Genomic DNA, 18,481 nt, shown 5'->3' with positions numbered 1-18,481 from the left:
CCTATTTACATGACGCGATGCTAATTCAATTGAGGGGGCCGCGCCAGAAGCGGTGACTGCCGGCCGTGACCGACGGCGATGCCAGGTACGCAAACGTTTTGAGATCCTTGGTACGCCCAAGGGGAATCGAACCCCTGTTCCCGCCGTGAGAGGGCTGACTCTTCAAGGCCTTGGCGTTCAGGCATGTGCGCTCAAGTCCTTTTATGGCAAGGGGTTCGTACTCTTACGTTCACCGCTGAACAAGGACGTATATTCGACGTGTTATCAAAACAACACGGCGGAAACACGATGGCCAAGACCCTCAAGGAAGCTCCGATCACGACGGCAAGCGCGCGCTCGAAACTGGCGGCTGGTGAATATCCCCGGCGCCTCGATGCCGATGCGGCTGTCTGGTATCGGAAGGGCAAGCGCGGCGGTGTCTGGTTTGCCCGCTGGCGCAATTGGGGCGAAGGCGCGAATTACCTGCAATCGTCTGTAGGTCCCGCGAACGACGTCAACGACAAGTCGACAGATGGCCTGCTGACCTTTCCCCAGGCAGAGACCCTTGCTCGACAGATCGTCGCACAGGCCCGTCAGGAGGCAAAGGCAGCCGCCGCCGGGCCGGCTCTAACCGTTCGGGGCGCCGTCGAAACCTACATTGCCGAGCGCGATGCGCGAGACAGCCGCAGAAAGGGCCGTGCGGTGCGCTCAGACGCGGGGCAGCGATTGCGCCGGTATGTGCTCGGGCAGGACAAGCGCGGCAAGCAGGAGGCCCGCCGCGCCACTGGCGTCGGTGATCTTGCACATGTTGAAGGAAAGTGACCTTCTGACGTGGCGGAAGGGCCTGCCCGAAGAACTGAAAGCCTCGACCGAGCAACGACTGATCAACGATCTCAAAGCTGCGCTCAACGGGGCTTATGCCGCCCATCGCGAGAAACTGGACCCGACATTGCCAGCCATCATCAAACATGGCCTCAAGGCTGAGAACCAGGACAGCGACGACGCCGTGCCGCTTGCCCGAGACAACCAGATTTTGACCATCGCTCAAGTGGGGACGGTGATCAGCGCCGCCCGTGAGATCGACGCCGAGCAAGAATGGGATGGTGACCTGTTTCGTTTCGTGGTGGTGCTGGCGGCGACCGGCGCGCGGTTTTCGCAGGTCGCCCGGATGAAGGTCGGCGACGTGCAGCGGGCCCAAGGTCGGTTGATGATCCCGAGCTCGCGGAAGGGCAAGGGAGGCAAGATTGCCAGTGTAGCCTATCCAGTCGGCAAGGATACGCTGGACGCGCTGCTGCCGGCCACAGCGGGGCGGGGCAACAATGAAATCCTTCTGGAGCGTTAGCGTAGCAAACAAGTTGCCGGATCGATTGGATGGGAACGCGCCGGCCGCGCCCCTTGGCAATCGCCAAGCGAATTGCAGCGGCCTTGGAACGATGTCCGTCATCGGGCAGGAATGCCGGCGGTGATCCCCTACGGCCTGCGGCATAGTTCGATCGTGCGCGGCATTCGGGCGAACCTTCCAATCAGGCTTGTCGCAGCGCTGCACGACACGTCCGTCCAGATGATCGAAAGGCACTATGGCCGATGGATTGTCGACGGCCTTGAGGATCTCGCGGCGGCGGCAGTGGTGCCGCTAGTGCCCACCGTCGAAAGCAACGTGGTTTCGATGCGGGGGGCGCTGTGATGGGCCAGCAACAGATCGTAGATCCCTACAGGCGCGAGTTCACCGACAAGCAGCTTGACCGCCTTCTTGGCGTCGCAAGGATTGACCTTTGGAATCACTCGGCTCGGCAGGTACTTAATGGATGCTTGCTGGCGACGCCTCATCCGCGAGCACAAGCGAGGCCGTCATCTTCGGATCGAAATGTCCCAATTAAAGAGGTTGAAGAACTAGCTGAAGCATTGATGGAGCGGATCACCGCCCTCCGTGTCCATCCGCATTCTCACGCAGACTTTTGGCTCTCAGACGTATTTGGGCCTGTTTACAACGACCGGCTCGAACAGACGATTGCTCAGTTCGAACGGCCCCTCGTCTTGGCAGCGGTGCAGACGATCGCTCAAGCTGCCCGCGACGCTCAAACTGTTGAAAATGGGCGTCCCCCGGAACACCGAAAACAGCGGACCATAGATATAGCGGCCCGGTTTTTCCAAATGTTTTTGCCTGGGCAGATCAGTGGGTCGCCGACGGGAAAATTCTTCCCGTTTGCGAAAGCCTTTTACTCCATTGCCCAAGGCCGAGACCCCGACAAAGACGAGCCGCAGATCGATCTTCAGGTGAGACGCGCTGCTGCCAAGCTGAAACAAAAGGTGAACAAAACCCCCCTCGGTTCCTGCTAGGGTTCTGTCGTATTCGCGGACCCATCACGCCCGCCATATTGCCCTCCGTGGAACGTCAACACATTCACACGGAGCCTAAGATGAACATCGAAAAAGTTGGCTACAGCCCCGAGGAGGCAGCCGCGGCTGCGGGCCTTGGCCGGACACTGATCTTTCTCGCGATGCGCGACGGCAAGTTGAAGGCGCGCAAGCTCGGACGCCGCACCGTCATCACGGCCGACGACCTAAAGACCTTTCTAGACAACCTACCTGTTCGCGGGGTGGCGGCATGACCCTCGACCACTCGCATTCCGAAGCCATCAACCTCGCCGGCAACTGGCTAGCCCAAAACCCACGCGATTGGCTCACTCAGCCCGTTATCCCGTTGTTGCGCGAACGGTTTGGCCTTTCAGTGACCGAGGCGGTGGAAGCCTGCCGCGTCGCCTCCAAGGCAAGGGAGGCGGCCGATGCGAAACCCTGAAACGGAATCCGCCGCCCCGAGTGGCATCGGGAACGGCGGGAATTCCAAAGTAGCAGCAATCGCTTTCTACCCCACCTTCAGTTTCTCGGCAACGGATTTCGCGATCGCGACTGTTGCGCGCCGCTGGCATTTGCCGGCGCAGACAGCCCGCGTCGTCGTGGAGCTTGCCGGCCTTGGAGGCCGGCCATGACCTCACCGGCGACAAAATGGAAGTTGGCGAACCCGAAAGCGATCTGGGCCCAGCAAGCGCTCAGGTCGGCTCTCAAACGCGGCCTGATCATCCAGGAACCCTGCAAGGAATGCGGGTCCCTCGATGCCGAGGCTCATCATCCCGATTACGATAAGCCGCTTGCAGTCGACTGGCTTTGCCGGCTGCATCATCGGCGGGAACACAAAAGGCTAGCGGTCTTTAAGTGCGAGGCCGGCTGATGGCCGAGCCCAAGCCTATCTATGCGCCGATCCCTGCCAGGGCGATGGGTGACAAGACGCTGACCGGCGAGGATTTGCGGGTGCTTATGGCGCTCGCAGCCCACGACCGGCTCGGGGCGAACGGGATAGGTTGTTACGCCAGCCATCCCCGTCTTGCCGCTCTCGTCGGTTGCCACATCAAGAGCCTGTCGCGATCTCTCAGCACGCTCGCCGGCAAGCAGTACATCACCGCCGGCCCGCACCCACTCAATGGCAGGCTCAGGGTCTATCGGGTGATCTATTCCGAGTTCGACGGCCTTTATCTCAAGGCTGGAATAGGTAGCAACCCCGTTACCAATGCAGCATCAATAGGTAGCAACCCTGTTGCCGAAAATGGCCCGATAGGTAACAAGGATTTTGAGAAAGCTGTTAATTATCAAGAGGATACTGGTGTAAATATATTAGGTGAAACCTATAATACATCCCGTGAAACGGTTTTAATACATCCCGTTGAGACGGCGTCATCGAAGCAACATCCCTGGAAAAGGGGCAATGAGCGGGTGAACTCGACAAGCGTCGGCGCTCTTCTGGCAATTGTCGAGCGCTCGTTCAAAGCCGGCGCACAGATCACCAATCTTCGAAAATGGCATAAATGGCTGGACGGGCTGGTAGGCGACACAGCCACGCTGGACAACAACGACTCCAATTATGGAAGGGCTCAGAGGCTGTTCGAAGAGATTGGCAGTGTTCTCGATGTCGGTGGCGCATCATGACCGCCGGCTGCCAAGCGGTCCGCAGCCTCGACCACACGCCGTATCCTTCTGCACAGCGCGATATTCTCGGCGATCATTTCTTCTGTGCGTTCAAGCGCGAACTGGGTCTGATTGATGCGCTCTCTGGCATCGGCCATCGCGCGTCCGTGGAGTTCCGTAGCGTCCATCATGATCCACTAACTCATGGCGGACCGGATTGTTCCCCACCGCCTATGCACGCGCTCGGGACACGACTTTTTCTGCCGCTCTCACAAGCCTCAAAAAAAGAAGGCCATTAGCGCAAACCCGGCGGCGCTCGATCTGCCACACAAGCCGCTTGCCGCCGTACAAAGGCGGAAATAGTACGCCTGTGCACGCAGGTGAACTGAGCCAATACAATGACTTAACCTACATTCCTGTGCTATGATCGAATAAGCGTCGAATATCTAGCCTTGAGAGAGCGAAAAATGTTGGCAGTTAGTGATACCATCATTACGCCACCGTCAAAGGTACGTAGCCGCAAGGCCAACGGGTCGTCGCTCTTTCTTGGCCGTGTTGATGCCCGCAGCGTCGAGGGGCGCCGGCAGAAGGAGCTTGAGGCTGACTTGCTGGCCGATCTGGGCGGCAACGCGACGAGCCTGCAGAAGCACCGCGTGCACGTCATGGCCGGACTCATGGTTCGGCAGGAGTTGCTGGTAGCGAGCCAGGCGCGCGGCGAGGATAGCGGCGACGAGCTTGTGAGGGTCTGCAACCTCCTGAACCGCGAACGGCTCTTGCTCGGCCTGAGAGAGTCGCTGGCATCCGAAGCCAAGACCGCATCGCCGTCCATCGACTGGGTGGGACTGCTCGGAGGCTCTGATGGCTCAGCCGGCTAAAGCGCCCACCAGGAAGGACTTGCTCGTCAGCCTTATCGCTCAGCTCCAGCGCGACCATGACCTGGCTGTGAAGGCCGAGAATGTCGGCGCTGCTGTCACCGCCAGCAAGGCGATCGCCGACCTGCTTTCAGTGAAGGAAGAGACAACCAAGGCAAACGCCAACCCCTTCGCAGGCATGGACGACGCCGCGCTTGAGATCAGGATCAGGCAGTTGACCGCGGACCTTCGCGCCAATGGAGGCGGGTACCTCCTAGACGGCCCGGAAGGTGACGGGAGTGTAGGAAGCGCAACAAGTTACGAGCGCAACAGCCCCGAAGATACGGAGTTGGCGACCCGAATTCTGGCCCTGCTTGAGAGGTCGCCATGACCACGCTCGCCGCGATCAAACGGGTTCTTGCACAGCTTTCGCCTGAGCAGCGCGCACGGTTGCAGATGCTGGTTGAAAGCCAGTCTGCGCCCGAACCGAAGCCCGAACCGATGCTCGCTCTGGTCCAGAGCGCAAAGGCCCCAGCGGCTCCCCGTAGAGAGGTTCGCGATGCCCGCCTCATCGACTGGCGGCCGCTGCCACCTCGGCCGAAACCCTACGACCCCCTTGGGTCGTGGCGATGACCACAGACGAAAACCCGTTCAAGCGCGACGAGCAGGGCAAGATCAAGAGCATCACGGCGATCAGCAATCTGATCCGGGCTGACCCGCGCCGTGCGATCGAGATGTGCAAGGCGGCCGGCGAAAGCTTGGATGCCTGGTTTCCGGCGAACCCGAGGTGAGGAAAAGACCCATGACGACGCTGCTTCTGTCAGTGCACTCTGAGGCACTCCACGCTGCCCGCACCTCCGGCGATTTCGCTGCGGTTATCGCCTCGTTGGATAATGCCCTCAACGCAGCAATGATCCGGAAAGCCGATCTCGCCAAAGCCGAGGACAAGGCGATTTTCGGCGATGGCGACCTGGCCGAGGTTCGCGCGTTGATCGCGGACTGCAATTCCGAGATTGAGCTCATCGAAAAGGCGATTGATGGCGCTGAAGCCCGGCGTGCGAAGGCTGCACAAGATGAGGCCGCAATCGATATCGAGGCGCTGGGCAAGGATGCGATAGCCAAGGCCGCCGACCTCTCGAAGCGCTGGAAAAAGGTCTATGGCCTCATTGAGCAGGCGCGCGCCGAACTGTTCGAATGCGATGCGCTCAGGCGTTCCCTGATCGCGACCGATGGCGAATTCGAAAAGGCCAAGCGTCCCGATCTGCGCGTCAACCTGACGACCCTTCGCCGTGAAGCGATGGAAGGGCCACGGGCCCCTATCCCGGCACGATTGAGCCGTCCGGCAATCCAGGCCGACACGCTGCTGTTGTCATTTCTCAGCCTTGGCGGACCGCTCGACAACCGAGCTGGCATTCGGGCGCAAACCAAGGGTGTCCAGTCAAACGCCGATTTCCGGCATCAACAAGCGGGAGACTGATCGATGCAGGCCTACGAATTCCAATTTTTTGCGGCAACTGCCTGGGAGCCGTCATTCCGAACGGCAGCGAGGTGGAAGTCGATCCCACACTGGAGATCCGGCCGCTGGAAATGTCATCCGCCGGCTTTGAGGCTCTGTTTGCTGTATCATTCGTATAGGGGAAAAGGCCGGCGCTACGAACACCGGCCCTTCTTGTAATAAGGTAGCAAGTAGCCGCCTCTCCAAGAAGCAGACCTGCGCGGGAGGGTAATGGAATAGCATCCTTCGAACGAGGTACTAGAGCCCGCCTACAACCCAATTCTGATAAATAGCGGGCAGCCTAGGACATTTTCTGTTTTAGCAGCGTTGCGAGCACTTTCTGCAGATCCAGGCGCTCGACCGCACGCAGCCGGGCCTGCCTCTGAAGAAGGGGCGGCTCGGCACGATGACCCACGACTACAAGCTGCACGGCACCACGACCCTGTTCGCCGCGTTGAACGTCCTCGACGGCACCGTAATCGGCCGCAACATGCAGCGCCATCGGCATCAGGAGTTCATCCGCTTCCTCAACACCATCGACGCCGAGGTGCCGGCCGGCAAGGTCGTCCACGTGATCCTCGACAACTACGCGGCCCATAAGCACCCGAAGTCCGCGCATGGCTCAACCGGCACGAAAGGTTCGTCTTCCACTTCACGCCGCCCTCATGCTCCTGGCTCAATGCGGTCGAGGGTTTCTTCGCCAAGCTCACCCGACGACGGCTGAAGCGGGGCGTTTTCCGCTCCATCGTCGACCTGCAGGCCGCCATCAACCGCTTCCTGGCCGAGACCAACGATGCGCCCAGACCCTTCACCTGGACCGCCGATCCGGACAAGATCATCGCCGCCGTCCGGCGCGGGCACCAAGCCCTGGACTTAGTCCGCTTGGTACGGGCTATCGTGTGCTGCCGCCTCATCTACGTCAGCTTCCGGACCGAGATCGACGGGGCAAAATCGACCCGTTGCAGACGCTAAACGATAAGCGTGCAGCGGCGCATCTAGGGGCTTTGCCTCCTCTAATATGGTATAGTAGCGAATGCCAATCTCCGCTTACCTCCAGGCAGTCTTGTTCGTGATCGCTGCGGCCATCGCGCTGTTCGCAGCAGCCGGTACAGTCGCCATCCCAGGCTTTTGGACGTATCTGGCAATCCTAGCCGTGGTCATGATCATTTCGTTCGCCGCGCTCGACCCGGACCTCTTGCGCGAGCGGATGCGGCCAGGTGGCAACAAGCCGCCGCTCGCGTTGAGACTTTTCTCGCTCGTTCTGCTCCTGCATTGGATCGTTGCCGGGCTCGACCGTGGTCGGTTCCATTGGAGCGACGACGTGCCCGGCTGGCTGCAAGGCATTTGCCTGTTCACGGTCGGGGCCGGCTACGGCCTGACGCTCTGGGCTATGCGCGTAAACCGGTTTTTCTCCTCGGTTATTCGCATCCAAACCGACCGTGGTCACGACGTCGTCACCACGGGACCCTACGCCCTCGTCCGCCATCCAGGATACATTGCCGGGATTTTGATTATCGTGGCGAGCGGACCTGCACTTGGATCGTGGCTCGCGGCTGCGCTCATTGTGATTTTCAGCCTGCCGTTTCTGCTCTATCGGACAATCACGGAGGATCGAATTCTCCAGCGAGAGCTTGCAGGCTATTCGGATTACGCCGCGCGGGTCCGATGGCGGCTCGTCCCGGGCATTTGGTGAGGGCCACACCTCGCTTGGGAAGGCATGCTCCTCACCAAACGGCCGTTACCGTCTCTGAGAGAGGCAAGCCAGTCGTATCCGAAAGTGGCGCGCTTTAGGTCTGAAAACCCGCGTCCAATGTCCGCCTTCCACCCTCCTGCGACCTTCGGAACGTCTGCAAATGGGCAAGGCCGCGGTGCCCTTCCACGAACCGGAAGGACGGTCGTGCCCGGGTACCAAGCGTTAGATTCGATCCACTAGTGTTGGCGCTGTTGTTTTGCCTGATAGGCTCGTCGGCGGTTGCCAAGCCCGCGGCTATGCCTTCGCATGAAGCGTGAAGGACCTGGAACACGTCGTCACCTAGATCGTTGACTGCGTGCCGCCGGAAACCTTCGCCGCGTTCAAAGCGGCCTTTGCCAGGGCCGCAATTTCAATGACCACATCCGCAATCACTTCCGGTACCGTGTAGCGCCTACTAATGGGTACCTCGTTGTGGCGCGCGTTAGGAACAGACAGTCTAGCTTGACGACGGCACGGAGCCTCACCAATGACCACCAGTCCCCGAAAAGAGCGTAAATTTCCTGCTTCGGCCGGTATCCTTCTAGGGTTAGGCCTAGGCGGCTTTTTCGACGGGATCGTGCTCCACCAAATTCTGCAATGGCACCACATGATCACAAGCGCGGGCTATCCGCCCAACTCTGTTGAAAATCTGAAGCTGAACACGATGTTGGACGGATTCTTCCATGCCGCCACTTATATCTTAACTGTGCTTGGCTTGGTCGTTCTGTGGAATACAGCAAGAAAGCCTCACTTTTGGTGGTCGGCCAATCTGCTTTTCGCGACGATCTTGATCGGATTCGGTCTCTTCAATTTGATCGAAGGAGTTGTTAATCATCAGATCTTGGGACTGCATCACGTAAATGAGACCGCTCCGCGCGATCTATGGATCTTTTGGGACATCGCCTTCCTAGTTTGGGGCGCGGTAATGCTGGCCGGCGGCTTTGTGCTCTATCGAAATTCCAAACAGGACCGTTTTGACGAAGTTCGCCGAACTTAACGGACAACGGGCGCCCGCTTTGCTCAACAGTGCTCCGGTGGCCACGACTTTCCTTGCGGCTTCTGGCTCTTCTTCAGTCCGGGCCTCGCGCGGAGGAAGAACTGGGCGGCCCCCGCTATAAATTGTCCGGAGTAGAGCCCGTAAAAAAGGTGCGGCGGGCTTTTTTGCTGTCCGGGTGGAACCCGATCTGGCGACAATCGTTCGGTGCGGCAACACTGCACCATGCCGTCAGATTGGATCAACAATGCGGGAAAAGCAGGGCCTCACCCATAAAGAAAAACACGCCAGACAGGAGCGCACGTCGGATGCTGCGAGGACATTAACAGAAATTGAGCGCGTAGAACGAGATGCAAAGACGGCTCGGCTACGAGAGCAACGACTTATGGCTGAAACCCCTCATCCTGCTGCATTGGTAGCGACTAAGCGGAACCGAAAGGACAAGAAGGCCTAGGTCATAGACTCATAAACTCGGAATGGTCGGAGGGGTGGAAAGCCGACATCGCCATTGGATCAGTGGACCACGACTGGAACCATCGACAGACAGATGATACATGTACTTGGGTACTGACCTTGGTTGGAGACCGGTATGTATCTGTTTATTCTGTCGGCCGTTGCGGCAGTTATATTATGCTTGGTCGGATCCGTTATGCTCGTAAGAGAGTTTGTAGGGAGAGCAGACCGCAGGATATTCCAACCGTCTTATTGGTTTGCTGCGGCAGCGGCTATGGTATTAATGGGAGCGTTTTCCCTTTTGGAGATGTGAGTTCGCTCTCCTGCTCCACCCCAGTTTCCGCAAAGGCTCGGAAGCTGCCGCTCGATTTATGAGTTTACGCTCTAGTAGGCACCTGCACCCCGCGGATTCTCATGGAACGCAACCTTGGGCCCGCGGGTTAGACATCGGCAGCATTGGTACGAGACCAATGCTGCGATCGGTGTCCTCCGATCCGCCCGCGTCCTCTCCCGGAGGGTGCGGGCTTTCTCGCAGTCATGACTTTGGCGGCGTCTGGCGTTTCTTCAATATCCGCGCCTCGCGCAGCAATGACGCGCGATCGGTCCCAATCATTTCAATGAGATCGCTTGCCTGCGCCTCCGTTATGCCGGTCTCTTCCGCGAGGACCTTCGCCTGAGCCTCCTTCAGTCGCTCGCGGCTGGGCTGGTCATCTCCCATTTGTGTTCCTTTCCGACGGTAGTATAGTACCAACCATCGAGAGGGTGACTTGTTCCTGGAACGGCGAACCGCTCGACCGAAATCTTGCGGCTCGACCCAACTCGCACTTGCTCACAGGACATGCATTGTTGGAGACCATGAAAAAACCAGTGGTCCTTGTTGCCGACGATGAGCCCCTAATCACGATCAATCTTGAAGTGGTCCTTTGCGAAGCAGGATTTACTGTCGTTCTGGCGGCCTCCTGTGAAGAAGCCCAAGCGTGGTTGTCAGATGAACGTCCGGATATGGCGGTTCTCGAGGTGCGATTGAAAGACCGAGAGTGCGTCTCACTAGCTGAACGGCTGGTCCTGCTGGGCGTGCCCTTCGTGGTTCACTCAGGCGTTCTACCGGCAGACTGCGACGTGGCATTCGCCTATGGAAAGTTCATAGCCAAGCCTGGCGACCCGCAAGAGATCGTCGATCTCATTAAGTCGATGGTTGCCGGCTGACCTGCTGGGCGGCAACTTTGTCCAGCCTTTCGGAATCACGTTTCGTTCACTCTGGCTAATATAAGCCGGCCGCCTAGAATCGAACCGGTGCGTAAAATTGTAAGTACCGGCGTCGGCCGGCTCGACTTCATTCCGCCGATGATGCCTACCTTGGTCGCCAAGCCGCCCCAGGGCGACGCGTGGTCCCACGAAGCCAAATTCGACGGATACCGCTCCCAGATCATCATCGATGCCGGCGGTGCGCGGATTCTCACCCGCCGCGGACTCGACTGGACCTCCAAATACCGCGACCTAGCTGCGTCGGCCCGAACGCTGGGCGTCGAGAGTGCCATCATCGATGGCGAAGTCGTCGTCGTGAATGAGGCTGGCCTTTCGGATTTTGCCGCGCTGCGCAAGGCAATCACCAGACGCCAGCACGACCTCTATTTCGTCGCGTTCGATCTGCTGCATCTCAACGATCACGACTTGCGCGACATGGTGCTGGAGGACAGGCGGGAAATCCTGGCCGGCCTTATTTGGTCTGACAGCCGCATCCAGTTCAGTGAGACAATGCCAGGCGAGGCTAATGCGATCTATCATCTGATCGACGCGGCCGGCCTGGAAGGGATGGTATCGAAGCGTCGAGACAGCAAATATCGCAGCGGCCCGACCACCAATTGGCTGAAGGCGAAATGCTACGCAATCGGCGAGTTCGAGCTGCTGGGAGTCGAGCGCGAAGCCGGCAAGCCAGCATTTGCTCTGATGGCCGAGCGAGGCACAGGCCGCTATGTTGGCAGCGCATTCATCACCTTGAACCGGGAAATGCGGGAACGGCTCTGGAAGCGCGTCCAGGAACATGCCGGGCCACCACCAAAGGGCATGAAGCGACCGGCCACGCAATGGGTGCAGCCGGGGCTGAAGCTGCGCGTCAAGCATCTGCGTGGCGAACACAGCCACATACGCTATGCGTCACTGTTGGGTTTCGGCGACGAGGAAAGTTGAAGCCCGCAGGAACCTAACGCGTCGTCCCGTCTTATGGCGAGATGAGCACACGCGGCGTCAATTTCCTGGACCAATGGATCCGAAGCAAAGTTCCCGAGACGGTTGGGACTGATGTCATTTCGGTTTCTGAACTGACCCAGATGCTATTTACCGATGCAAAGGCGGCCGGTATCGGCAGCTCCGAGATCGAGGAAGACGTCGGCAGTGTCTACGAGGTGATCTTCGACGCAATCGTCCATTATGACGCCGGCTTGGCGCACTGATCGGCGCTGCCTATATCGGGCCGATGCCAGCCGATCGCCTCACAATCCGTTTTGCCTATCAACGCGGCTGGCAAGTCGTGGACGACAGCGCAATCCTGAGCACGTTCGACAAGAAGGAAAATGCCTTCCAGTCCGTTCTCGACCGTGGTGCCCGCGTCTGGCTGCAATGGGGCAGGACGGTAATTGGCGGGCACGCAGCGCCGTATGACTTTGCCGCACAGTTCCAGCAGGACAGCGTCGGCCGCATCATGAAAAGGCTGCACGGTTCGGAATCAGGCACTTGGTTCTGGACATGCCATGATGGCGGCGCGCGCGGGACGGTCCCAACCAAAGAGCAGGCAGTAGCTGAGGTCGAGCGCGCCTATACTCGCCGGATCGTCAAGGCGGACTGGCGCTAAATCCAGCCCAACCGCTGCGCTATCCTCAGCCATCGATATCAACACGGCTACAGCTCACTTCGATAGTGCTACGTGAGCTGCGGTCGTATCGACCCGGCCTTTGCCAGGTTCAATATGCCACATACCAGTTCGGCCCGCTTCGGCGTCGGCAATGAAACTACGCTCCAGGTCGAGCTGCTCAGTGAGTTCTGCTCGATAAGCTTTCCAGTCGTCTTTCGAGGCGGCCATTACTTTCTCCTCCCCCTTGGCGAACCCATCTCGGGCGCGGAAATGAAGCAATTCATCCAGTGTGTCCCGCTAGGAACGCGAATTCATCATCGGGATAAAGTATGTCGAATAGCTCCCCCCCACGGCGTCGCAGTTTTTCAAGATGCTTCTTTAAAAGGACGCGTGCATCTACATAGCGATTTGCATCATCCCGTTTTCTAAAATTTACGAAGTAGTGGCTTCGCGGTCTTACACCGACCTTTCCTCCGTGGACCGGCGCGCCATGTACTACAAGGTTTCGTTCTTCGGTCAACGTCTTCAGATGCTTTAGAACGCGTCTGAGCTTTTCGGTCTCGGCATCATCGTCACCATCCAGGAGGTCGATAAGCAAGCGGAGGCGCTTGTCCTCGCCCGGCAAGCCGCTGAGTAAGGAATCTGCATTTTCAGGGCTGCAATTAAGAATACGAGTCGTCAGCTCGCGCAGCAAATGACTTATGGCGCCCCATACAGCTATCGCTCGACCCATCTGCTCAAGAATATCGGGATGGTTCTCGAAAGCAGATTTTAGCCCATCGTCTTCCTTAAGTGCCTTAACCATTCGCTCCTCCGCGTTGGCGGAACATTGCGCGAGGAAGTGTGCAAGGCAAGCCCTTTTGACTTCAAGGCATCAGCCGAGGCGATGGCAACGGAGACATTCGGCCGGCAAGAGGCGCGCCGGATGACCGGGGAAACCCATTCGCAGACGAACTGATCATTCCGCAAGCGAAACGATGCCGGCTGCTTCGGTGGCCGGGCTATCAACAGGCCGCGATCAGGAAAGCAAATGTTTCATCAGCTTGGCGGCGTCAACGATTCGAAGCAAGTGATTGGCCAGCATTATAATCTCGGCCGCTTCGTCGGCGTCATTCAGCGACACCTTTCGGTGAGATTGGGGGTTCTTGTATGAGCCGATCGCACCAGCGAATAACTCCATTCTGGCGACGCGCTCACCCGGATCTACCGCCATGTCAGAAAGAGGCCCGTTCTCTGGAGCGAATGCAGCTCGCATAAGTTTCACCCCGAGGAGGCTTTCTGGCATTGCCGCCGCGGTCCGCACGGCGACCTCTACGGCCTTCATGGCCTCGAATACGGCAGTGTCATATTTTCCGCGATGATAGAGAGACCAAACATCCTCCCTGATGTTCGCGTGCAATGAATCTTTAGAAACGCGATGTGCACTGTTGCCGCTCCGATTGGCCGGTTCCGCAGCCAGTTTCTTCGCGCGTCGACTTAGCGCCATCATCGAATGTGCATAATTCGGGTGGGGGACTAAGAGAGCGGCCCCTACCAGCCACGCCCATGCCTCACGAAGCGCCACTTCGATCCTAGCGTTGAACTCTCTAGGATAGGTGGGCGCGCCAACCGCACTTTGCGCGGGGGCTTGCGGATAACCATTCACGAAAATCAAAAGTGTGCTGAGCTGTATTGGCTCGCGCCTTGAACAATGCGCTAAATACGGGAGGAGCCGCAGTCCCAGCTCTTCAGCCTCAAAGGCAATGAGGGCTTCGGCGTCAGGGATGATCTCCGACAACTTCATTATAACGCCGTTTGGCGGCAGCGAGAGTGGCCGGGCATCATGTCTCAGGCAAATAATCGTCTGGTCGAAGAAGCTTGTCAGAGGAGAACCAAAGATCCTTGAACGCGATCATGGGAGGCGTCCAGGGCTCCCATTTGTCCATCGCGCGAAGGATGAAGAGGCCAGCCTCAAATGCGACCAAATTTCTCGACTGCTCGAGATTGGGCTTTTCATGTTTCAGCCAATTGCGAGTTTCATTGAGGCGATCGATCCATTTTGTTCTGTCTTCAAACCGGCGATTCGGGTTGTCCCGGATGCTTTCCCAAAGGCCATTCGGTTTACCAGATGCCATGTCTTCAGCCGCCCCGGCCAAAGTGATCGTCACCGCAAAATAGCCAGCGTGGAAAGCTAGGATGGCAGCTTCAATCTGTTGAGCCGCCGCCTCCTGCTTGGTGACGGTATAAACGCGATAGAACGGTCGCCGCTCTCTCAAGTCTCTCTACTTCAGCTTCTCGGCTGCGGCATTAGTTCACCTCATAGGGTTCATTCCCCGCTACCCTTGCCCGGTCCTGCTTTCCGCGCTTTGACTTGTCGTCAGCCAATTGGTGCCTCCCCATGTCGCGTTCATGTCGCGTGGACCTGCCGATAATGTCAGGAACCGGGACGGAATCAACTGCGCAAGGTTCGCAATAGTTCACGGACGTATATTCGATGCATATTCGTCGCATCGACCTAAGACTCGGCTAAGCCGTTGATTTGATTGGTACGCCCAAGGGGAATCGAACCCCTGTTCCCGCCGTGAGAGGGCGGTGTCCTGACCGCTAGACGATGGGCGCGTTCAAGAACCGGCGATATAGGCCGACGGCTGGGAAAAAGCAACTGGCCTTCGGACAGTCGATGATGCTGGAAAAATATCCGTTGCAATCCTATCGTTTTGGCTCGATCAGGTCCCAGAGATTTCCATGGAGATCGGCGAAAACCGCCACCGTGCCGTAGGCCTCGTGGCGAGGTGCCTCACGGAATTCGACGCCCTTTTCGAGCATTGCCGTGTGGTCGCGGACAAAATCGTCGGTTTCGAGAAACAAAAAGACGCGGCCGCCGGCCTGGTTGCCGATGCGGCTTGTTTGCGCATCATCGGCCGCTTCGGCCAGCAGCAGCCGCGCGCCTTGTCCGTTGGCCGGCGCCACCGTGACCCAGCGCTTGCCGCCGCCAAGATCGACGTCTTCGATGAGCAAAAAGCCCAGCTTGCCGACGTACCAGGAGATCGCCTCGTCGTAATTTGCGACGACAAGCGCGACGGTGGCCACACGGCGATGTTCGGCGAATCCAGTCATTTGTTACGGATCGAAAAGCGACCGACAATTCGGCGCTCAGTGATGTCGTAGACAAAGATGGCGCGGCTGCCGTCGGCAAGTTCCGCATCAATCGAGACGCGGTTGCCGGAGAGCGACTGGCTGATGACCTTGGCGCCGACCGGCAGCACGACGTCGCCGGTTAGCGGCTCGCCGGCCGGCACCTGGATGTCGCCGGCAAGTGATGGGGCTGTAGGTGGCGCGGTGCGCGTTTTGTAGACAAGGGCCGTGATCACCACCATAAGGGCGAGAAACAGCAGGCCGAGATTGATGGCGACGAAGCGGACGAGCTTCTTGCGCACCTTTTCAACCTCGGGGTCGAGCGGCTTTTCCTCGTCTTCGTCGGCAGCAGCCATGGCAAAACATTCCGGAGCGATTTCGATGAGCGCTCATAACGAAGAGGCCCCCATATTGATAGAGGATGGATTGATAGGGAATGGATTGATGGAGGGCGGATCACCAGACGGTAGATCGCCAAACGGGGGATCGATCGTGCTGGAAGCGGGTCCCGATGCGGCCGGCCAGCGCCTCGACCAGTGGCTGGCGGGCAAGCTCGGCCCGGACATGTCGCGCAGCCGGGTGCAGCTGCTGATCAGACAGGGCGCCGTCAAGGTCGGCGGCCAGCCGGTCAACGAGACCAAACGCAAGATGGCGGCCGGTGACCGCGTATCGGTCGATATGCCGGAGCCGGAGCCGGCGGAGCCGCAAGGCGAGAACATCGCGCTCGACGTCCTCTATGAAGACAATGAATTGATCGTCATCAACAAGCCGCCTGGGCTTGTCGTCCATCCCGGCGCCGGCAACTGGACCGGCACGCTGGTCAACGCGCTGATCCACCATTGCGGCGACAGTCTTTCCGGCATCGGCGGTGTGCGGCGGCCGGGCATCGTCCATCGCCTGGACAAGGAGACCAGTGGCGTCATGGTCGTCGCCAAGACCGATCGCGCCCATAAGTCATTGTCGGAGGCCTTTGCCGATCATGGCCTGACCGGCGATCTCAAACGGGCCTACCTGGCGCTGGTCTGGGGCATACCGATGAGACCGACAGGCACCGTCGACGAGCCGCTCGGCCGCGCCGTCGACCGCGTGCGCCGCGCCGTGGTGCCGGAGGGCCGCGACGATGCCCGCCACGCCGTCACCCACTTCACCGTGATCGAGCGCTTTGGCGAGCAGCAAAAGCAATGTGCCACGGCAAGTCTGGTCGAATGCCGGCTCGAGACCGGCCGCACCCATCAGATCCGTGTCCATATGGCCCATATCGGCCATCCGGTCGTCGGCGACCCCGATTACGGCCAGGCCTTTCGCACCAAGGCGAACCGGCTGCCCGAGCCGCTGAAGGGCCGGGTGAAGGCATTTCCGCGACAGGCGTTGCATGCCCGCCTCCTTGAATTTCGGCATCCGACGACCCATTTAACGATGAGGTTCGAGGCACCTGTACCGAGGGATATGGAGGAACTCGTCGACGGCTTTCGCAAACTCTGAACCGCCTTCCATCCATTCAAAACCTGATCGGCAAAAACCTGACCGGCGTTGTTCACTTTGGCGTGACACACTGTTTCGTGTTGAACCAATGCTGTCCTTTCTGGTTTTGTTCCTATATACACCGGTTGTCGCGAACGAGCCTTTGGTGTTCGCGATATATGCCCGCCGCGTTTCGGGGGCACCACTCCAAGAGAGAGGGGCGCTATCATGGCCCAGTCATTACCCAGTATCGTTTCCGGCGAAGGCGGCCTCAGCCGCTACCTGGAAGAAATCCGTCGCTTTCCGATGCTTCAGCCGCAGGAAGAGTACATGCTCGCCAAGCGTTACGCCGAGCATGAGGACACCACGGCTGCACACAAGCTCGTCACCAGTCATCTTAGGCTCGTCGCCAAGATCGCCATGGGCTATCGCGGCTACGGCCTGCCGATCGGCGAGGTGATCTCGGAAGGCAATGTCGGCCTGATGCAGGCCGTCAAGAAATTCGAACCGGAGCGCGGCTTCCGGCTTGCCACCTATGCCATGTGGTGGATCAAGGCCTCGATCCAGGAATACATCCTGCGCTCGTGGAGCCTGGTCAAGATGGGCACGACCGCCAACCAGAAGCGCCTATTCTTCAACCTGCGCAAGGTGAAGGGCAAGATCCAGGCGCTCGACGACGGCGATTTGAAGCCCGACCAGATCACCGAGATCGCCACCCGCCTCAACGTGTCCGAGGCCGAGGTGGTGTCGATGAACCGCCGCCTGTCGGGCGATGCCTCGCTCAACGCACCGATCCGGGCGAGCGAAGGCGAGTCCGGTGAGTGGCAGGACTGGCTGGTCGACGACCACGAAAGCCAGGAAGAGGCGCTAATCGAGCAGGACGAGCTGGAAAACCGGCGCGGCATGCTGTCGGGCGCTCTTGCCGTGCTCAACGAGCGCGAGCGGCGCATCTTCGAGGCGCGCCGCCTGGCCGAGGAGCCGCTGACGCTGGAAGAACTGTCAGCCGAATTCGACATCAGCCGCGAGCGCGTGCGCCAGATCGAGGTGCGCGCCTTCGAGAAGGTGCAGGACGCAGTCAAGGCCGCGGCCAAGCGCCAGATGCAGGCGCTGCGCACCATCGAGGCGCAGCCGGCGGCGTAACGCTCCGACGGAAAAATAACGGCGGCGTCAGGTAACTGGCGCCGCCTTTTTTATGGGGTCCTCCGACTGCCGGGAGATTGTCCCTTGGTGTCATTCTAGCTGGGGTTGCCGGTTCCGCCTCACCTGCGCGGACGCACGATCCGTCGCGATAAACCGCTCAATCATCGGTGCGATCAGCCTGGCCGGCTCATAGCGGCAATATAGCAATTTTCCCCAAGACCTGGAAACCGCAACGCTACAAATTGTGGCGGCAATGTTCCGGCGCCGACACGGGCTTCCGTCGCGAAATTCCAAAAGGCGGCGCTTGCGGCAGGCCGGCACGACAATGGGCCGCCGGGCTGCGCTGGGCAGTTGAGCTCGCCTATTGGAAACCAAAGGCAGTATGACAATGACGACTTCTCCGTTTCTCACCGCCCTCGGATCTGAAGGTCCCCCAGCCGACCGAGCGAAAGACATG

The 18,481-nt window shown here is 59.2% G+C and carries 29 protein-coding genes, 1 tRNA gene and 1 pseudogene; 22 read left to right on the top strand and 9 right to left on the bottom strand.

The window, feature by feature from the left end:
* Positions 1-183 precede the first annotated feature (183 nt).
* The 16 genes and pseudogenes from A9K68_RS32445 to A9K68_RS06570 all read left to right on the top strand — a co-directional run bounded on the left by A9K68_RS32445 (position 184) and on the right by A9K68_RS06570 (position 9,011).
* A complete protein-coding gene (locus tag A9K68_RS32445) occupies positions 184-801 on the top strand; it encodes a hypothetical protein (RefSeq protein WP_348640707.1) in 618 nt (205 codons plus the stop codon).
* On the top strand, positions 785-1,321 hold the full coding sequence (locus tag A9K68_RS32440; RefSeq protein WP_348640706.1) for a hypothetical protein: 537 nt from the start codon (positions 785-787) through the stop codon (positions 1,319-1,321). The genes A9K68_RS32445 and A9K68_RS32440 overlap by 17 nt, the downstream gene beginning before the upstream one ends.
* Before the next feature lie 120 nt (positions 1,322-1,441).
* Entirely contained in the window at positions 1,442-1,663 is a 222-nt protein-coding gene (locus A9K68_RS32435; protein ID WP_348640705.1) for a hypothetical protein, read from the top strand.
* The gene (locus A9K68_RS06630; RefSeq protein ID WP_065007468.1) at positions 1,663-2,316 is read left to right on the top strand and encodes a hypothetical protein; all 654 of its coding nucleotides are present in this window, start codon (positions 1,663-1,665) and stop codon (positions 2,314-2,316) included. Before A9K68_RS32435 ends, A9K68_RS06630 begins: the two co-directional genes overlap by 1 nt.
* Positions 2,317-2,396: 80 nt before the next feature.
* Positions 2,397-2,588: a hypothetical protein gene (locus A9K68_RS06625; RefSeq protein WP_065007469.1), complete on the top strand. Its 192-nt coding sequence runs from the start codon at positions 2,397-2,399 to the stop codon at positions 2,586-2,588.
* Positions 2,585-2,776 carry a hypothetical protein gene (locus A9K68_RS06620; protein WP_065007470.1) on the top strand — a complete coding sequence of 64 codons (192 nt, stop codon included), beginning with the start codon at positions 2,585-2,587 and terminating at the stop codon, positions 2,774-2,776. The genes A9K68_RS06625 and A9K68_RS06620 overlap by 4 nt, the downstream gene beginning before the upstream one ends.
* A gap of 428 nt (positions 2,777-3,204) precedes the next feature.
* The gene (locus A9K68_RS06615) at positions 3,205-3,957 is read left to right on the top strand and encodes a helix-turn-helix domain-containing protein (protein ID WP_065007473.1); all 753 of its coding nucleotides are present in this window, start codon (positions 3,205-3,207) and stop codon (positions 3,955-3,957) included.
* Positions 3,954-4,235 (top strand): hypothetical protein, encoded by a 282-nt coding sequence (locus A9K68_RS06610; RefSeq protein ID WP_065007474.1) that lies wholly within the window; start codon positions 3,954-3,956, stop codon positions 4,233-4,235. The genes A9K68_RS06615 and A9K68_RS06610 overlap by 4 nt, the downstream gene beginning before the upstream one ends.
* A 168-nt stretch (positions 4,236-4,403) precedes the next feature.
* Complete coding sequence (locus A9K68_RS06605; RefSeq protein WP_065007475.1) at positions 4,404-4,811, top strand: hypothetical protein; 408 nt, start codon at positions 4,404-4,406, stop codon at positions 4,809-4,811.
* Complete coding sequence (locus A9K68_RS06600; protein ID WP_065007476.1) at positions 4,795-5,178, top strand: hypothetical protein; 384 nt, start codon at positions 4,795-4,797, stop codon at positions 5,176-5,178. The genes A9K68_RS06605 and A9K68_RS06600 overlap by 17 nt, the downstream gene beginning before the upstream one ends.
* Entirely contained in the window at positions 5,175-5,420 is a 246-nt protein-coding gene (locus tag A9K68_RS06595; RefSeq protein WP_065007477.1) for a hypothetical protein, read from the top strand. Before A9K68_RS06600 ends, A9K68_RS06595 begins: the two co-directional genes overlap by 4 nt.
* A complete protein-coding gene (locus A9K68_RS06590) occupies positions 5,417-5,578 on the top strand; it encodes a hypothetical protein (RefSeq protein WP_156768258.1) in 162 nt (53 codons plus the stop codon). Before A9K68_RS06595 ends, A9K68_RS06590 begins: the two co-directional genes overlap by 4 nt.
* Before the next feature lie 11 nt (positions 5,579-5,589).
* A complete protein-coding gene (locus tag A9K68_RS06585) occupies positions 5,590-6,264 on the top strand; it encodes a hypothetical protein (RefSeq protein WP_065007478.1) in 675 nt (224 codons plus the stop codon).
* Between the two features lie 361 nt (positions 6,265-6,625).
* Positions 6,626-7,161: pseudogene (locus tag A9K68_RS06580) on the top strand (IS630 family transposase); the annotation flags it as partial.
* 190 nt (positions 7,162-7,351) lie between these two features.
* Positions 7,352-7,975, top strand: a complete 624-nt coding sequence (locus A9K68_RS06575) for an isoprenylcysteine carboxylmethyltransferase family protein (protein WP_163602990.1) — start codon at positions 7,352-7,354, stop codon at positions 7,973-7,975.
* 526 nt (positions 7,976-8,501) lie between these two features.
* Positions 8,502-9,011: a DUF2243 domain-containing protein gene (locus A9K68_RS06570; RefSeq protein WP_065007482.1), complete on the top strand. Its 510-nt coding sequence runs from the start codon at positions 8,502-8,504 to the stop codon at positions 9,009-9,011.
* Positions 9,012-9,996: 985 nt separating this feature from the next.
* On the opposite strand, the gene A9K68_RS06565 is transcribed toward A9K68_RS06570, so the two are convergent.
* On the bottom strand, positions 9,997-10,179 hold the full coding sequence (locus tag A9K68_RS06565) for a hypothetical protein (protein ID WP_065007483.1): 183 nt from the start codon (positions 10,177-10,179) through the stop codon (positions 9,997-9,999).
* Positions 10,180-10,316: 137 nt separating this feature from the next.
* Between A9K68_RS06565 and A9K68_RS06560 the strand changes: the two genes are divergently transcribed.
* From A9K68_RS06560 to A9K68_RS06545, 4 genes are all read left to right on the top strand, one after another.
* Positions 10,317-10,667 (top strand): response regulator, encoded by a 351-nt coding sequence (locus A9K68_RS06560; protein WP_156768259.1) that lies wholly within the window; start codon positions 10,317-10,319, stop codon positions 10,665-10,667.
* Between the two features lie 141 nt (positions 10,668-10,808).
* The gene (locus A9K68_RS06555) at positions 10,809-11,648 is read left to right on the top strand and encodes an ATP-dependent DNA ligase (protein WP_065007523.1); all 840 of its coding nucleotides are present in this window, start codon (positions 10,809-10,811) and stop codon (positions 11,646-11,648) included.
* A 41-nt stretch (positions 11,649-11,689) separates the two neighbouring features.
* Positions 11,690-11,911, top strand: a complete 222-nt coding sequence (locus A9K68_RS06550) for a DUF768 domain-containing protein (RefSeq protein WP_065007485.1) — start codon at positions 11,690-11,692, stop codon at positions 11,909-11,911.
* Positions 11,912-11,988: 77 nt separating this feature from the next.
* On the top strand, positions 11,989-12,309 hold the full coding sequence (locus A9K68_RS06545; protein ID WP_246811307.1) for a hypothetical protein: 321 nt from the start codon (positions 11,989-11,991) through the stop codon (positions 12,307-12,309).
* Between the two features lie 54 nt (positions 12,310-12,363).
* On the opposite strand, the gene A9K68_RS06540 is transcribed toward A9K68_RS06545, so the two are convergent.
* The 7 genes from A9K68_RS06540 to A9K68_RS06510 all read right to left on the bottom strand — a co-directional run bounded on the left by A9K68_RS06540 (position 12,364) and on the right by A9K68_RS06510 (position 15,779).
* On the bottom strand, positions 12,364-12,537 hold the full coding sequence (locus tag A9K68_RS06540; protein ID WP_156768260.1) for a hypothetical protein: 174 nt from the start codon (positions 12,535-12,537) through the stop codon (positions 12,364-12,366).
* A 52-nt stretch (positions 12,538-12,589) separates the two neighbouring features.
* Entirely contained in the window at positions 12,590-13,114 is a 525-nt protein-coding gene (locus tag A9K68_RS06535) for a hypothetical protein (RefSeq protein ID WP_065007488.1), read from the bottom strand.
* Between the two features lie 213 nt (positions 13,115-13,327).
* Complete coding sequence (locus A9K68_RS06530; RefSeq protein WP_082982282.1) at positions 13,328-14,092, bottom strand: TIGR02391 family protein; 765 nt, start codon at positions 14,090-14,092, stop codon at positions 13,328-13,330.
* A gap of 37 nt (positions 14,093-14,129) precedes the next feature.
* Entirely contained in the window at positions 14,130-14,564 is a 435-nt protein-coding gene (locus tag A9K68_RS06525) for a hypothetical protein (protein ID WP_065007490.1), read from the bottom strand.
* A gap of 268 nt (positions 14,565-14,832) precedes the next feature.
* Positions 14,833-14,907: transfer RNA gene (locus A9K68_RS06520), tRNA-Glu, on the bottom strand.
* Between the two features lie 90 nt (positions 14,908-14,997).
* Positions 14,998-15,405: a VOC family protein gene (locus A9K68_RS06515; RefSeq protein WP_065007491.1), complete on the bottom strand. Its 408-nt coding sequence runs from the start codon at positions 15,403-15,405 to the stop codon at positions 14,998-15,000.
* On the bottom strand, positions 15,402-15,779 hold the full coding sequence (locus A9K68_RS06510) for a fimbrial protein (RefSeq protein WP_065007492.1): 378 nt from the start codon (positions 15,777-15,779) through the stop codon (positions 15,402-15,404). The genes A9K68_RS06515 and A9K68_RS06510 overlap by 4 nt, the downstream gene beginning before the upstream one ends.
* A gap of 25 nt (positions 15,780-15,804) precedes the next feature.
* Here A9K68_RS06510 and A9K68_RS06505 point away from each other — a divergent pair, with 25 nt between their 5' ends.
* Both A9K68_RS06505 and rpoH read left to right on the top strand, forming a co-directional pair.
* A complete protein-coding gene (locus A9K68_RS06505) occupies positions 15,805-16,905 on the top strand; it encodes an RluA family pseudouridine synthase (protein WP_082982289.1) in 1,101 nt (366 codons plus the stop codon).
* A gap of 207 nt (positions 16,906-17,112) precedes the next feature.
* Positions 17,113-18,024: an RNA polymerase sigma factor RpoH gene (gene rpoH / locus A9K68_RS06500; RefSeq protein WP_029348727.1), complete on the top strand. Its 912-nt coding sequence runs from the start codon at positions 17,113-17,115 to the stop codon at positions 18,022-18,024.
* Between the two features lie 90 nt (positions 18,025-18,114).
* Here rpoH and A9K68_RS32235 read toward each other — a convergent pair whose 3' ends face one another.
* On the bottom strand, positions 18,115-18,480 hold the full coding sequence (locus A9K68_RS32235; protein ID WP_281409497.1) for a DUF2274 domain-containing protein: 366 nt from the start codon (positions 18,478-18,480) through the stop codon (positions 18,115-18,117).
* Position 18,481 lies beyond the last annotated feature (1 nt).

Source organism: Mesorhizobium sp. AA22, from assembly GCF_001672375.2.
Lineage (GTDB): Bacteria > Pseudomonadota > Alphaproteobacteria > Rhizobiales > Rhizobiaceae > Mesorhizobium > Mesorhizobium wenxiniae.
The sequence above is the reverse complement of the archived record's forward strand: the minus strand, read 5'-3'. Positions and strand labels throughout refer to the sequence as shown.

What these genes read in the sequence shown, in the direction of transcription:
- A9K68_RS32445 (WP_348640707.1), top strand. Translation starts at nt 184, where the DNA reads ATGTGCGCTCAAGTCCTTTTATGGCAAGGGGTTCGTACTCTTACGTTC.
- A9K68_RS32440 (WP_348640706.1), top strand. Translation starts at nt 785, where the DNA reads ATGTTGAAGGAAAGTGACCTTCTGACGTGGCGGAAGGGCCTGCCCGAA.
- A9K68_RS06630 (WP_065007468.1), top strand. Translation starts at nt 1,663, where the DNA reads ATGGGCCAGCAACAGATCGTAGATCCCTACAGGCGCGAGTTCACCGAC.
- A9K68_RS06625 (WP_065007469.1), top strand. Translation starts at nt 2,397, where the DNA reads ATGAACATCGAAAAAGTTGGCTACAGCCCCGAGGAGGCAGCCGCGGCT.
- A9K68_RS06620 (WP_065007470.1), top strand. Translation starts at nt 2,585, where the DNA reads ATGACCCTCGACCACTCGCATTCCGAAGCCATCAACCTCGCCGGCAAC.
- A9K68_RS06615 (WP_065007473.1), top strand. Translation starts at nt 3,205, where the DNA reads ATGGCCGAGCCCAAGCCTATCTATGCGCCGATCCCTGCCAGGGCGATG.
- A9K68_RS06610 (WP_065007474.1), top strand. Translation starts at nt 3,954, where the DNA reads ATGACCGCCGGCTGCCAAGCGGTCCGCAGCCTCGACCACACGCCGTAT.
- A9K68_RS06605 (WP_065007475.1), top strand. Translation starts at nt 4,404, where the DNA reads ATGTTGGCAGTTAGTGATACCATCATTACGCCACCGTCAAAGGTACGT.
- A9K68_RS06600 (WP_065007476.1), top strand. Translation starts at nt 4,795, where the DNA reads ATGGCTCAGCCGGCTAAAGCGCCCACCAGGAAGGACTTGCTCGTCAGC.
- A9K68_RS06595 (WP_065007477.1), top strand. Translation starts at nt 5,175, where the DNA reads ATGACCACGCTCGCCGCGATCAAACGGGTTCTTGCACAGCTTTCGCCT.
- A9K68_RS06590 (WP_156768258.1), top strand. Translation starts at nt 5,417, where the DNA reads ATGACCACAGACGAAAACCCGTTCAAGCGCGACGAGCAGGGCAAGATC.
- A9K68_RS06585 (WP_065007478.1), top strand. Translation starts at nt 5,590, where the DNA reads ATGACGACGCTGCTTCTGTCAGTGCACTCTGAGGCACTCCACGCTGCC.
- A9K68_RS06570 (WP_065007482.1), top strand. Translation starts at nt 8,502, where the DNA reads ATGACCACCAGTCCCCGAAAAGAGCGTAAATTTCCTGCTTCGGCCGGT.
- A9K68_RS06565 (WP_065007483.1), bottom strand. Translation starts at nt 10,179, where the DNA reads ATGGGAGATGACCAGCCCAGCCGCGAGCGACTGAAGGAGGCTCAGGCG.
- A9K68_RS06560 (WP_156768259.1), top strand. Translation starts at nt 10,317, where the DNA reads ATGAAAAAACCAGTGGTCCTTGTTGCCGACGATGAGCCCCTAATCACG.
- A9K68_RS06555 (WP_065007523.1), top strand. Translation starts at nt 10,809, where the DNA reads ATGCCTACCTTGGTCGCCAAGCCGCCCCAGGGCGACGCGTGGTCCCAC.
- A9K68_RS06550 (WP_065007485.1), top strand. Translation starts at nt 11,690, where the DNA reads ATGAGCACACGCGGCGTCAATTTCCTGGACCAATGGATCCGAAGCAAA.
- A9K68_RS06540 (WP_156768260.1), bottom strand. Translation starts at nt 12,537, where the DNA reads ATGGCCGCCTCGAAAGACGACTGGAAAGCTTATCGAGCAGAACTCACT.
- A9K68_RS06535 (WP_065007488.1), bottom strand. Translation starts at nt 13,114, where the DNA reads ATGGTTAAGGCACTTAAGGAAGACGATGGGCTAAAATCTGCTTTCGAG.
- A9K68_RS06530 (WP_082982282.1), bottom strand. Translation starts at nt 14,092, where the DNA reads ATGAAGTTGTCGGAGATCATCCCTGACGCCGAAGCCCTCATTGCCTTT.
- A9K68_RS06515 (WP_065007491.1), bottom strand. Translation starts at nt 15,405, where the DNA reads ATGACTGGATTCGCCGAACATCGCCGTGTGGCCACCGTCGCGCTTGTC.
- A9K68_RS06510 (WP_065007492.1), bottom strand. Translation starts at nt 15,779, where the DNA reads ATGGCTGCTGCCGACGAAGACGAGGAAAAGCCGCTCGACCCCGAGGTT.
- A9K68_RS06505 (WP_082982289.1), top strand. Translation starts at nt 15,805, where the DNA reads ATGAGCGCTCATAACGAAGAGGCCCCCATATTGATAGAGGATGGATTG.
- rpoH (WP_029348727.1), top strand. Translation starts at nt 17,113, where the DNA reads ATGGCCCAGTCATTACCCAGTATCGTTTCCGGCGAAGGCGGCCTCAGC.
- A9K68_RS32235 (WP_281409497.1), bottom strand. Translation starts at nt 18,480, where the DNA reads ATGTCTTTCGCTCGGTCGGCTGGGGGACCTTCAGATCCGAGGGCGGTG.